11 protein-coding genes and 1 pseudogene are annotated in these 12,193 nt (G+C 70.0%); all 12 read left to right on the top strand.

Going from position 1 to position 12,193, the window contains the following annotated elements:
* Positions 1-418 precede the first annotated feature (418 nt).
* On the top strand, positions 419-1,228 hold the full coding sequence (locus ABZ260_RS34640; protein WP_355626120.1) for an ABC transporter permease: 810 nt from the start codon (positions 419-421) through the stop codon (positions 1,226-1,228).
* Positions 1,228-2,094 carry an ABC transporter permease gene (locus tag ABZ260_RS34635; RefSeq protein WP_355626118.1) on the top strand — a complete coding sequence of 289 codons (867 nt, stop codon included), beginning with the start codon at positions 1,228-1,230 and terminating at the stop codon, positions 2,092-2,094. The genes ABZ260_RS34640 and ABZ260_RS34635 overlap by 1 nt, the downstream gene beginning before the upstream one ends.
* Positions 2,095-2,099: 5 nt before the next feature.
* Complete coding sequence (locus tag ABZ260_RS34630; protein ID WP_355626122.1) at positions 2,100-3,119, top strand: MCE family protein; 1,020 nt, start codon at positions 2,100-2,102, stop codon at positions 3,117-3,119.
* Positions 3,120-3,123: 4 nt separating this feature from the next.
* Complete coding sequence (locus ABZ260_RS34625; RefSeq protein ID WP_355626117.1) at positions 3,124-4,182, top strand: MlaD family protein; 1,059 nt, start codon at positions 3,124-3,126, stop codon at positions 4,180-4,182.
* Positions 4,182-5,207, top strand: coding sequence for an MlaD family protein (locus ABZ260_RS34620; RefSeq protein WP_355626115.1), 1,026 nt, complete (start codon positions 4,182-4,184; stop codon positions 5,205-5,207). Before ABZ260_RS34625 ends, ABZ260_RS34620 begins: the two co-directional genes overlap by 1 nt.
* Positions 5,204-6,307: an MCE family protein gene (locus ABZ260_RS34615; RefSeq protein ID WP_355626113.1), complete on the top strand. Its 1,104-nt coding sequence runs from the start codon at positions 5,204-5,206 to the stop codon at positions 6,305-6,307. Before ABZ260_RS34620 ends, ABZ260_RS34615 begins: the two co-directional genes overlap by 4 nt.
* Positions 6,307-7,413 carry an MCE family protein gene (locus ABZ260_RS34610; RefSeq protein WP_355626112.1) on the top strand — a complete coding sequence of 369 codons (1,107 nt, stop codon included), beginning with the start codon at positions 6,307-6,309 and terminating at the stop codon, positions 7,411-7,413. The genes ABZ260_RS34615 and ABZ260_RS34610 overlap by 1 nt, the downstream gene beginning before the upstream one ends.
* On the top strand, positions 7,410-8,765 hold the full coding sequence (locus tag ABZ260_RS34605) for an MCE family protein (RefSeq protein ID WP_355626110.1): 1,356 nt from the start codon (positions 7,410-7,412) through the stop codon (positions 8,763-8,765). Before ABZ260_RS34610 ends, ABZ260_RS34605 begins: the two co-directional genes overlap by 4 nt.
* 4 nt (positions 8,766-8,769) lie before the next feature.
* On the top strand, positions 8,770-9,525 hold the full coding sequence (locus tag ABZ260_RS34600; RefSeq protein ID WP_355626108.1) for a hypothetical protein: 756 nt from the start codon (positions 8,770-8,772) through the stop codon (positions 9,523-9,525).
* 67 nt (positions 9,526-9,592) lie between these two features.
* Positions 9,593-10,165 carry a MarR family transcriptional regulator gene (locus ABZ260_RS34595; RefSeq protein WP_355626106.1) on the top strand — a complete coding sequence of 191 codons (573 nt, stop codon included), beginning with the start codon at positions 9,593-9,595 and terminating at the stop codon, positions 10,163-10,165.
* Positions 10,166-10,224: 59 nt separating this feature from the next.
* Positions 10,225-10,905 (top strand): LppX_LprAFG lipoprotein, encoded by a 681-nt coding sequence (locus ABZ260_RS34590; RefSeq protein WP_350922572.1) that lies wholly within the window; start codon positions 10,225-10,227, stop codon positions 10,903-10,905.
* Positions 10,905-12,041: pseudogene (locus ABZ260_RS34585) on the top strand (MFS transporter); the annotation flags it as partial. The gene ABZ260_RS34590 and the pseudogene ABZ260_RS34585, both read left to right, overlap by 1 nt.
* Positions 12,042-12,193 lie beyond the last annotated feature (152 nt).

The following is a 12,193-nucleotide window of genomic DNA, read 5'->3' as shown; positions in this document are numbered from 1 at the left end:
GACGCTGCGCGTCGCGGTTCGGCCGCTCTTACCCGGCTCCTTCCCTCGTCGAGGGTGGTCGTTCGTTCCTCACGACCACCCTCTCCTCAGTCCAGTCGCCGGCGCGGCCTCACGGGGGGCCGTAGGTAAACGACCTCACGGGGCCCGTAGGTGAAGCGGTTTCCGTGGGGCGCGTAGGGGCGCGGCCTCACGGGGGCCGTAGGTAAACGACCTCACGGGGCCTGTAGGTGAGCGGCCTCGTGGGGCTCGTGGGTGGGTGGCCTTGTGAGGGGCTGACAAGTTAAAAGGTGGGGGTCATACCTTTTCATCAAATTACTTGGGAAGCATCGACTTACTGGAATACCCGTCAGTAGCGTGGCTGGTCCATGGTCGGAGTCGCTAGTTCCGAGGTGGTCATGGCTCAACGGGCGGCGGGTTGATGGCGGTCGGCGGGCGGACGAGGGTCACCGGTTACCTGGTCCGCCGGACGACCGGCGTGCTGGACCGGGTCGGCGACATGTCAGTGATCGCCCTTGAGGGCTTCCGCCGCACCTGGGACGTCAGGACCTGGTTCTGGGAGTTCGTCCAGCAGTGCTGGTTCCTGGCCCGCGTCACGAGCCTGCCCGTGCTGCTGGTCTCGCTCCCGCTGGGCGCGACCGTCGCCCTGCAGGTGGGCCAGCTGGCCTGGCAGCTGGGCGCCTCCTCCGCCACCGGCGGCGCGGTGGTCGTCGGCCTGGTCCGCGAGGTCGCCCCGATGGCCTCCGCCCTGCTGATCGCCGGAGCCGGGGGCTCGGCCATGACCTCCGACATCGGCGCCCGCAACATCCGCGACGAGCTGGCCGCCATGGAGGTGATGGCGGTCAACCCGATCCACCGCCTGGTCACCCCCCGGCTCTGGGCGGCGAGTACGGTGGCGGTGCTGCTGGTACCGCTGGTCATCGTGGCCGGGGCGAGCGGCGGCTACTTCTTCAACGTCATCGTCCAGGGCGTCACGCCCGGCGCGTACTTCGACGGCGCGGTCTCGCTGCTGGTCACCAGCGACCTGCTGGTGACGCTGCTCAAAGCCTGGATCTTCGGCTTCATCGCGGCCATCATGTCGTGCTACTTCGGCATGACCTGCCAGACCAGCCCGGTCGGCGTGGGCCGCGCGGTGAACCAGTCGACGGTCGTCACGTTCATGCTGGTCTTCGCGGTCAACTACGTGATCACCATGATCTACTTCCTCGCCTATCCGCCGAGGGCGATGTGATGGCCGTCGTACCGGAGGTGCGTACCGCGGGGGTTCGCGCGTACGGGCTGATCCGCGACGGCGCGGACCGGCTGGCCTCGCTGTCGGACTGGCCGCTCTTCCTGTGGAAGGTCGTCTTCTACTCGGTCAGGGACATCATCCTGCGGCTGAAGTTCTCCAAGGTCGTCCTGCGCCAGGTCAGCGACGTGGTGGTGGGCGTCGGTGCGACGGTCATCGGCGGCGGCATGGTCTTCGTGGTGTTCACCATGGCCTTCGCGGTCGGTGCCACCGTCGGCCTCCAGGGCTACCAGGGCCTGCAGTCGATCGGAGCCGAGTCCTTCATCGGGCTGGTGGGCAGCTTCGCCAACGTGCGGGAGATCACCCCGATCATCGCGGCGGTCGCGCTCGCGGCCCAGGTCGGCTCGTCCTTCACCGCCGAGCTCGGTGCCATGCGGATCTCCGAGGAGATCGACGCGCTGGAGGTGATGGCCATCAACGCGTTCACCTACCTCATCTGCACCCGCGTGGTGGCCGCGCTGATCGCGCTGATCCCGGTCTACCTGATCGCGCTGTTCGCCAGCTTCTTCGCCACCCGGCTGATGTGCACCGTCCTGTTCGGCATGTCGCCGGGCGTCTACGACTACTACTTCTACCTCGGCCTGCCGGTGATCGACATCTTCTACAGCGTGGTCAAGGTGATCGTCTTCGCGTTCGCCGTGGTCAGCATCCACTGCTACCACGGGTTCAACGCCACCGGCGGCCCGGTCGGCGTGGGCATCGCGGCCGGGCGGGCGATCCGGCAGTCGATCGTCACGGTCATCCTCCTCAACCTGCTGCTGTCCTACCTGTTCTGGGGTGGCGGCAGCAGCCTGAAGCTGACGGGGTGAGCCGGATGGCGGCCAGGGGCGAGGTGGCGCTGCCGATCAGACTGGCGATCTCGATCGTCGTGCTGCTGGTCCTGGCCGTGTCCGTCGCCGCGGTGGTGCGGGGTGCGTCCGAGGTGAGCGGCACCCGGCTGACCGCGGTGTTCACCCGTTCGGGCCAGGGCCTGGACCCCAACTCCCCCGTCAAGATCCGCGGCATCACGGTGGGCGGGGTCGGTTCGGTCACCCTGGACCGGCAGGGCCGGGCCGTGGTCGCCATATACGTGGACCCCGGAGTCAGGGTGCCCCAGAGCGTCACCGCCACGATCGAGCCGAGCTCGGTCTTCGGCCCCAAGTTCGTCAACCTCGTCCCCGGCTCCGGCGAGACCTCCGGCCCCTACCTGCTCAGCGGCGCGGTCATCACCAGGACCGAGGCCCCCTCCGACCTGTCGGACTCCCTCACCGACGCGTACGAGGGGCTGAAGGCGATCGACCCGCAGGACGTCACGACCATCGTGCACACCCTGGGCCGGGGCCTGGACGGCAAGGGCCCGCAGCTGCGGGCGATCATCGGCGACGCCGGAAGGGTCATCGAGGTGGCCCACCGGCACCGCGCCGACTTCCAGCGGTTCATCGGCGACGCCGGGGACCTCAGCGCGGCCCTGGCCGACAAGGGCGACGAGCTGGTGGCCATCTCCGCGGACGCCAATGTGATCACTCCCGACCTGCTGAAGCGGGCCGACAAGGTACGCGCCCTGCTCAAGGAACTCGACGACGTCTCCCACCTGACCGCGCACGGCCTGCGCAAGCACCGCCGCGACCTCAAAGCCGCGGTCAACTCCGGGGAACGCGTCGCCTCCCTGCTGTACGCGCAGCTCGGCATCGCCGGAGACGGTGTGCGAGGGCTGAACCGGATGCTCGCCGTACTCAACGACCTGGCCTCGGGGCAGGGCCCGAACGGCACCGCCCAGATCAAGATGGAGACCTTCATCTCGACGGACGTGTGCGAGCTCTTCGTCGGCGCGTGCGGCTCCTCGAAGGGCGGGTGAGCGCGTGGCCGGATCCGCGGAACAGGTTCGGCGCCGCTGGACGCTGGGCAAGTTCGTGCTCTTCCTCCTGGTGACGGGCACGCTGATCGTCCTGATCGGCGGCCAGATCGCCAGGGTCGACGTGGGCGACTCCTACAGCCTCGTCGCCACCTTCGACGACGTCTCCGGGCTGCACGAGGGAGACCAGGTGAAGATCGCGGGTGCGCCCGTCGGGCAGGTCGACACGATCGAGGTGGTCGCGGGCCGGGCCGAGGTCACGCTCAGCGTACGGACGGATGTACGGGTTCCCTCCGACAGCTCGGCCGCGATCCGCTGGCGCAACACGATCGGGCAGCGAGTGGTCTATCTGGAGCCGGGCACCGCCGGGGAGATGCTCGGCGACGGCGCCCGCGTGGCGCGGACGAGTTCGGTGGTCGACATCGGCGAGCTCGTGAGCGACCTGGGCCCGCTCACCCGCAGCCTCGACCCCGAGCAGATCAACCAGTTGCTCACCGCGGCGGGCGAGGCGCTGGACGGCAACCAGGAGAACATCCCCAAACTGGTCGACAACCTCGACGACCTGACCGGCACGATCGCCGAACGTAGGAAGGTCATCCAGGGGCTGCTGGAGGACTACGCCACGGTGACCGACGTCGTCGCCCGCAGGGACCGGCAGATAGCCCAGCTGGTCGACAACCTGGTCACGCTGACCGGTGCGTTCGCCCGCAACCGCGAGCTGGTCGACGACGCCCTGGTGGAGCTGTCCACCACGGTCAGGGTCAACGACCGGGTGCTCGGCGCGAACTCCCAGGAGTTCGGCCGGGTGGTGGACCACCTGACCCGGCTCACCGGCGGCATCCGGCGCAACATCGGCAGCGTGGAAAGGCTCCTCGGCACGCTCACCCCGCCGCTGCGGCGCTCGTTCCAGGTGACCGGCCAGGGCAACTTCGTCACCGCGTACGTGCCCTGCTTCGCGCTCGGCCCGCTGCCCTGCCCGTACCCGATGAAGAGCCCTCCGCCGCTGCGCGGCTCCTTCAAGCTGTCCGACACCGGTGACCTGCGCCGGGTTCTGGTGGGGTCCTGATGGCGCTCAAGTCGTTCCGCGACCGCAACAGGACCGTCGTCGGCCTGGTGTCGATGACGGTCCTCACCGTCGTGCTGGTCGTCACCTTCCTCATCGGCAACCTGGGGCTGCTGGAGGGGGGATACCCGATGTCGGCGGTGCTGCCCGACTCGGCCGGGCTGCGTTCCGGCAACGACGTCCGGGTGGCGGGGGTGACGGTCGGCAAGGTCACCGAGGTCCGCGCCGACTACTCCCAGGGGCACGTCGTGGTGACCTGGAGGGTGGACGACGGGATCAGACTCGGCCCGCAGACCCGGGCCGAGATCGCCCTGTCCAACCTGCTGGGCGGGCGCTACGTCAGGCTCACCGGGCCGGTCACCCGCCCGTACATGGACGAGTTGCCCGAGGAGCAGCGGCGGATCCCCATGTCCCGGACGAGCACCCCCGTGCTGGTCACCGACGCGCTCAAGGACGCCACCCGGCTGGTGCAGCGGCTCGACACCGACTCCGTCGACAGGCTCCTGGCCGAGCTGGCGGAGCTCAAGCCCGCCCGCCAGGGCAGGGTCAGCAAGCTGCTGGACAACATCGGCGAGCTGTCGGAGATCATCAGCGAGAGCGAGCCTCAGTTGCGGCGGCTGCTGGACAACGGCAACAAGATCATGGACGTGCTGGAGAAGAAGGACGCGCAGATCGGCCGCCTGATCGACTCGATCGAGATCATGCTCAACGAGCTGCGGCTCCGCCGCGACGAGCTGAAGTCGCTGCTCGGCGACGGCAGCGACCTGGTCAACAGCATCACCACCCTGGTCACCCGGCACGAGAAGGACCTGATCACGGTGCTCGACGACGTGACCGCCATCGGCAACCGCCTCGACTCCACCAGCGGCGGGAACCTCAACTCGGTGCTCGCCTGGGTCGGCCCCACCTTCTCCGGGCTCGCCACGACCGGCGGCCACGGGCCGTGGATAGAAGCCATCGCCACCGGGCTGGGGCCGATCAACCCCGAGGTGCTGGCCGCCATCCGCAAGGACAGGAACAGCCGTTGACAGCACCGGTACAGCAAGGAGCGAGCCGCCCGCACCGCGCCCGCACCGCGGCGCGGTCCCCGGCGCGCAGGGTGATCGCGGCGCTGCTCGCGGGAGTGCTGCTGGCCTCCACCGGGGGGTGTTCGCTGCTGCCGGGCGGGGCCGGCCCCTACCGGCTGACCGCCTACTTCAGCGCGGCCCCCTCGCTGTACGAGCAGGCGAAGGTCAAGGTGCTGGGCCTGGACGCGGGGACCGTGGAGAAACTCACCGTCGAGGGCGACAGGGTCCGGGCGGATCTGCTGATCGACGGGGGGATACCGCTGCCCGCTGATGTCAACGCCATCGTGGCCGCGCAGAACACGCTGGGCGAGCGGAACGTGGTGCTCCACCCGCCCTGGACGCCCGGCAAGCCGAAGATCGCACCCGATGCGGTGATCCCACTGGAGCGGACCGACCTGCCGGTGGAGATCGACGACGCCCTGGAGGCGTTCACCAAGCTCACCGACGCCCTCGACACCGACAAGATGGGCGATGTGGCCGGCAACCTGGCCGACACCGTCAGAGGCCGGGGCAAGCAGATCAACGGCGCGCTCGCCGACGCCGCCTCGCTGACCCGCACCCTCGCCGGGCAGGACGAGCAGCTGATCGAGCTGGCCAGGGGCCTCAACCGGATCGCCACCAACCTCAACAGGCGCGAGAAGCAGGTGAAGACCACCATCGACGCCTTCGCCGAGGCCGGCGCCACCCTCGCCGACGAGCGGCAGCGGATGAAACGCTTCATCACCGGCCTGGCGGAGTTCGTGCAGCGCGGTGACGTGCTGATCGAGGCGTACCAGGAGCGGCTGCCCAAGGGGGTGGCCAACCTCGCCGAGCTGGTGCTGACCCTCAAGGTCAACAGCGAGTCGGTGGCCGAAGGCATCGAGGGCACCAGGAAGTTCCTGGACAACATGATCCTGTCGTGGGACAGGAAGAACCACGTGCTCAAGATCCGTGTGGTGCTCAACGCGCTGACACGGGCCTGGCTGACCCCGCTCTTCGAGGCCATGGGCCTGGGCAAGGTGCCCTGCCTGCCGGGAGAGCTGAGCAACTGCCCCTGGCAGGGCAGCGGGAAGGGCCGCTGATGGGCACGGGAGTACGGGAGCGGACGGAGACGCCCTCGGGGACACAACCGGGGACATCGGCGGGCGCGGGCCAGAAGATCGCGGGCCGGTGGTGGCGGCGGACCCGCCCGGTCGCCGGGCTGGCCGTGCTCTGGCTGAGCGCGGCGTGCAGCCTGCAGACCCTGGGCGCGCCGGCCGGCGAGCTCACCCTGACCGCGACCTTCGACGACGTGCAGAGCCTGGTGGCCGGACACAGCGTTCAGGTGTCCGACGTACGGGTGGGCAGCGTGACCGACATCCGGCTGGAGGGCTACCGGGCGAAGGTCACCATGTCCATCGAGGACGGCAACCAGGTGCCCGAGGGGACGAGCGCCATCGTCGCCAAGACCTCGATCCTCGGCGAGAACTACGTCGAGCTGGATCTTCCCGAAGGGCGGGACATGACGACGGGGCCGTTCATGCGAAGCGGCTCGACCATCGCCGTGACCTCCGTCAAACCCGACATCGAGCAGGTCACCGAGCGGGCCGGGCCGCTCATCGACGCGCTCGGCGCCCAGGACGTGAACGCCGTCCTGGACGCGGCGGCGACCGGGATCGGCGGCAAGGGCAAGGACCTCAACCGGCTCCTGCGGCAGACCACCGAGGTCACCACCGCCTACGCGGAGTCCCGCGAGGACCTGGCCCGTACCATCGACGGTCTGGCCAGGCTCGGCGACGAACTCGCCAAGGGCACCGCGGAGCTGGACCGGCTGCCCGGCACGCTCGCCGACGCCACCGCCCGCCTGAACCACGGCCGCAGGCACATCAAGAAGACCCTCAGGGAGCTCACCGCGCTGGCCCGTGAGGTCAACGACACGATCTATCCCAGGCACGAGGCCCGGCTGCGCACCCTGCTGCGCGAGCTCGACGCGGTCTCCACCTCGGCGGTACGCGGCAAGGAGGACCTGAAGGTGCTGGTGGGCCGGGTGCAGAGCTTCCTCGACCAGCCACCACTCGTGGTGAACGGCCAGTTGCTGATCTCCGTGTGGCTCAAGGGGCTGCTGCTGCCCGAGCCGAAGAAGAGCGACAGGCCCCGCCTGCCCAACTCGGTGGACGACTTCCGCCTGCTGCTGGGGCCGCCGCGATGAGGAACCGCATCTGGATCAACCTCGGCTTCTTCGCGGCGCTCGGCGTCGTGATGACCGTGTGGGCGTTCACCACCATCATCAAGCTGGACCTCGTCGAGCGGCCGTACCGGATCAACGCCGAGTTCCTCTCCTCCCCCGGCCTGGTGGAGGGCTTCGACGTGGCCTACCTCGGCGTGCGGATCGGCCGGATCAGCGGCGTGGAGCTGGCACCCGGCAAGATCGTTGTCGCGCTGAGCATCGATCGCGGGGTGCGTCTGCCCCGGGACGTCACCGCCGAGGTGCGCCGCAAGTCCGCCATCGGCGAGCCGTACGTGGAGATCTCCCCGCCCAAGAGCGGAACCGGCGGCGAGGGCGCCACCCTGGCCGCGGGCGCCACCATCCCGCTGGCCAGCACCTCGGTGCCGCTCGACTACCGGAAGCTGTTCGACGGCGTCGGCAAGCTGCTCGACGCGGTGCCGGCCGAGGACGCCCGGACCATCGTGGGGGAGCTGGCGACCGGCCTGGACGGGCGGACGACCTCGATCCGGGAGATCGTCGACAACGCGCACGACCTCACCGCGACCCTCGCCGAGAACACCGACGTGCTGGACGAGTTGTCGGTGCAGCTCACCCGGCTCACCGGGACCCTGGCGGACAGGCGCGAGAAACTGTCCGAGGGGGTGGACGACCTGGCCGCGGTGACCCGGGCGGTCCGCGAGTCCCGCAGGCAGCTGAACGCCGCCCTCGACCACGGGCCGAGCTTCTTCCGGCAGGTCAACACCCTGCTCACCACCGCACGCCCCGGCCTGTCCTGTCTGCTGACCGCCGGAGGCGTCAAGCCCGGCAAGGTGTTCGGCGGCCGTACTCCCGACAACGTCAACCACCTGCTCCGCAACGTACCCACCGCTCAGGCACTGATCGCCGACGTGAGCGACAGGCAGGCCGACGGCCTGTACGGCAGGACCGCCTTCATCTTCAGCGTCCCCGGCGGCCCCAAGGCCGCGCGGGAGTATCGCAATCCGCTGGCTCCCCCGACGGTCCCCAAGCTCCGCACCTGCCCGAAGGGACCCGCGAGCAAGGTGGCGGTCGGAAAGGACGAGGAGGCTCCCGGCGACGAGAACGCCGGCGGAGACGCCGACGGAGACGCCGACGACGAGTCCGCGGACGGAGCGACCGCCGAACCCGGCGACGCGACACCGGCGCCTGAGGAGAGCCGGGAGCCGGTACCGGCCGCGGACACCGGCCGGACCTCGGAGTCCTCCCAGGACATGACCCCCCTCATCGTTGCGATCTTCGCCGCGGTCGCCATCTCCGGCGGTGTGCTCGGCTGGATCGCCGTCGGCCGAGCCTCCCGCCGCCGTGAACAGGAGTAAGCCCTTGACCCCCACCCCCCGCACGTCGGAACAGCGTCGGCGCGACCCCGCCGAGGATGCCCCGCCCCCGGCTCCGGACCAGGATCAGGAGGCCGATGAGGAAACTGAGGCCGGACCGCCCGCCGGGGCGAGCACGGAGACCGAGCGGGAGCACAGGGCCGCGGGTAGCCGGAAGAGCGGATTCAGCACGTGGCGGGGCAGGCTGGCCGGTGCCGTCGCGGCCATGCTGTTCGCGGCGACCGCGACCACCGCGGTGCTCCAGTGGATGGCCGCCGACCGGCTGGCACAGGAGAAGGCCGACCGCGCAGCGGTGTCCACCCGGGCGGGCGAGTTCGCCGTGGCCCTGCAGACCTACGACCACACCGACCTGCAGGCCTACCGCGACCGGGTCTTCGCCATCTCCGGCGAGGACTTCGAGAAGACCTACAACGAGGCGTTCAGCCCGCTCGAAGGCGTGATCACCACGATGCGGGCGAGCTCTTCGGCCTCGATCCGCGGCGTCTACGTCTCAGCGGTCGGCGAGGGCAGGGCGAAGGCGATCACGGTGGTCGACTCCCAGGTCACGAGCACGGCGGGGACCCGGCGCATGCTCGGCACGTACATGGAGCTGAGCCTGATCAAGACGGGAGGCCGGTGGAAGGTGAACGCGGCCACGGTCATGGGCGCCGCCGAGGAGCTGGTCACCGATCCGAACGGCGAGACCGTCGAGCCGTCCTCGACATCATCCCCGGCACCGTCGCCGAGCAAGACGGAGAGGTAACCCCCTCCGGCCGCGCTGACACCGCCTACCACGAGTGATCGGTGCCTTCTGAGGTAGGTTCTGATCCATGACCCTGCAGCAGGCCTCGCCCGGCGAACGGAGTGGTCGGTCGGGAGGCGGACCCGCCGAAGTCGCCGGAGCCACCGGCGCGGGGCACGAGAGTGGTGAGCGACCGGTGAACGACGAGACGCCTCGCTGGCTGTCGTCAGTCGAGCAGCGGGCGTGGCGTGCCCACCTCGCCGCGCACAAACTCCTCGAACACCGCCTCGACCGCGAACTCCAGCCCTACGGGCTCTCGATGAACGACTACGAGATCCTGGTGAACCTGTCGGAGACCTCCGGTCACCGCATGCGGATGAGCGACCTGGCGGACGCCACGATCCAGTCCCGCAGCCGGCTGTCGCACCAGATCTCCCGGATGGAGAAGGCCGGCCTGGTCGCCAGGGAGACCTGCGCCGACGACCGGCGCGGCACCTTCGCCGTCCTCACCGAGCACGGCTGGGACACCATCAACAGGGTCGCGCCGCACCACGTGGCCGGCGTGCGCCGGCACTTCATCGACCTGCTCACCGACGATCAGCTGATCGAGCTGGAAATCGCCTACGCTCCGGTGGTGGAGCACCTCAAAAACATTCGCTGACGCGAAACCGATACCGCCCGTACTCCCTTAGTAGACCGCGCTGTCGTTACGATCCGCCCATGTCTGCTCGCCGGATCTTCATCGCCGCGGTGCTCACCGTGTGCTCCCTGGTCACCGCCTGCAGCGGCGGCGACGCCTCCGACGCCACGGCAGCCCTTCCCAGCGGAGCCGAACTGGTCAAGAAGTCCGCGGAGGCGACACGTGCCGTGAAGTCGGCGACCTTCTCCATGGAGACCGAGGGCGCTCCCGCGGTGCCGGTCAAGAAGGCCTCCGGCCGCCTCAGCGGAACCGGCGACGCGGACGGCACCATCCAGATCGACGTGGCGGGCAGCCTTCAGGAGATCAGCTTCGTGCTGATCGGGGAGACCGTCCACTTCAAAGGGGTGACCGGAGGCTTCCAGAAGATGTCGCGGAGCCAGCTGGCGGCGATCTACGACCCGTCCGCCATCCTCAACCCGGAGAAGGGCGTCGTACAGCTGCTGAGCAACGCGCTGGACCCGAAGACCCAGGCGGCCGAGAAGGTGAACGGCGTCGACTCCTACCGGGTCTCGGCGACGCTCTCCCAGCAGGTGCTCGCCACGATGGTGCCCGGCCTCGCGCAGAGCGTCGACGGCACGCTCTGGATCGACAAGGCCACCAGCCGCCTGCTCAAGGCGGATCTGCCACTGACCGGCGGCAAGGTGATCGTGGTCTTCAGCGACTACGACGTGCCGGTCCAGGTCACCGCTCCGGCCCAGTGATGGTGACCCGCGCCGTCCCGGAGGACGGCGGCCGGCTGGCCCGGCGACGGGCCGCTCTCGGCGTCGGCGGCACCGCGGTGCTGCTGGCGGCGCTGGACGCGTACGTCGTGGTCACGGTCCTCATCGACATCGCCAAGGACGTCGACGTCCCGCTCAACCACATGGAGCGGGCCACCCCGATCGTCACCGGCTTCCTGCTCGGCTACATCGCGGCCATGCCGCTGCTCGGCCAGCTCTCCGACCGGTACGGCAGGCGCCCGCTCATCCAGCTCTGCCTGGCGGGCTTCGCGGCGGGCTCGGTGATCACCGCGCTGGGTGAGACGGTGCCCTGGCTGGTCGCCGGACGGGCCCTGCAGGGGGTCGCGGGCGGCGCGCTGCTGCCCATCACCATGGCTCTGATCGGGGATCTGTGGGATGAGGACGAGCGTCCGGTGGCGCTCGGCGCCGTGGGGTCGGCCCAGGAACTCGGCAGCGTGCTGGGCCCCCTGTACGGCGCGGCCCTCGCCGCCCTGGTCCCGTCCACCCTCCAGCTCGGCGGCGTGCAACTCGGTGGCTGGCGGTCGATCTTCTGGCTGAACATCCCGCTGGTGGCCCTGGCCGCGGTCGCCGTACAGCGGTCGGTGCCGCCACCCGGCCGTGACCGGACCGGCACCGGCGGCAGCCGCGTCGACGTGGTCGGCGGGCTGCTGCTGGCGCTCGCGCTCGGCCTGCTCGTGGCCGGTCTCTACAACCCCGACCCGAGCGGAGCGGTCCTCCCGCCCTGGGGCCTGCCGGCGATCGTCGGCGGGGTCGTGTCCGGCGCCGTGTTCGTCGTGTGGGAGATGCGCGCCAGAACCCGGTTGATCGACATGGCGGGGGTGCTGCGCGGCCCGTTCTTCGCCACGCTCGGGGTGAGCTTCCTGACCGGCGCCGCGCTGCTGGTCACCCTGGTCGACGTGCAGTTGTCGGCCCAGACCCTGCTGCGCCTGGACACCCTGGACGGCGCCCTGGTGCTGTCGCGCTTCCTGGTCGCGCTCTCCGTGGCCGCTCTGGTGGGCGGCCTGGCGTCCCGCCGGTACGGTGAGCGCGTGGTGACGGTGATCGGGCTGGCGCTGGCAGTCGTCGGCTACGTGCGCATCAGCCAGTGGCCGCTGGACCTCGCCTCGGCCGGGTACCGGATGGACGCCGACCTGATCGTCGCCGGTCTCGGCCTGGGTCTCCAACCGCGACGAGAGCGTCTTCACCGATCCCGACGCCTTCGACATCACCCGCCACCCCAACCCGCACGTGGGCTTCGGCGGCCCCGGCC

It is taken from the genome of Streptosporangium sp. NPDC006013 (assembly GCF_040614275.1).
Lineage (GTDB): Bacteria > Actinomycetota > Actinomycetes > Streptosporangiales > Streptosporangiaceae > Streptosporangium.
Note: the sequence above shows the minus strand (reverse complement) of the source record. Positions and strands in the feature narration are given on the sequence as shown.

What these genes read in the sequence shown, in the direction of transcription:
- ABZ260_RS34640 (WP_355626120.1), top strand. Translation starts at nt 419, where the DNA reads ATGGCGGTCGGCGGGCGGACGAGGGTCACCGGTTACCTGGTCCGCCGG.
- ABZ260_RS34635 (WP_355626118.1), top strand. Translation starts at nt 1,228, where the DNA reads ATGGCCGTCGTACCGGAGGTGCGTACCGCGGGGGTTCGCGCGTACGGG.
- ABZ260_RS34630 (WP_355626122.1), top strand. Translation starts at nt 2,100, where the DNA reads ATGGCGGCCAGGGGCGAGGTGGCGCTGCCGATCAGACTGGCGATCTCG.
- ABZ260_RS34620 (WP_355626115.1), top strand. Translation starts at nt 4,182, where the DNA reads ATGGCGCTCAAGTCGTTCCGCGACCGCAACAGGACCGTCGTCGGCCTG.
- ABZ260_RS34610 (WP_355626112.1), top strand. Translation starts at nt 6,307, where the DNA reads ATGGGCACGGGAGTACGGGAGCGGACGGAGACGCCCTCGGGGACACAA.
- ABZ260_RS34605 (WP_355626110.1), top strand. Translation starts at nt 7,410, where the DNA reads ATGAGGAACCGCATCTGGATCAACCTCGGCTTCTTCGCGGCGCTCGGC.
- ABZ260_RS34595 (WP_355626106.1), top strand. Translation starts at nt 9,593, where the DNA reads ATGACCCTGCAGCAGGCCTCGCCCGGCGAACGGAGTGGTCGGTCGGGA.
- ABZ260_RS34590 (WP_350922572.1), top strand. Translation starts at nt 10,225, where the DNA reads ATGTCTGCTCGCCGGATCTTCATCGCCGCGGTGCTCACCGTGTGCTCC.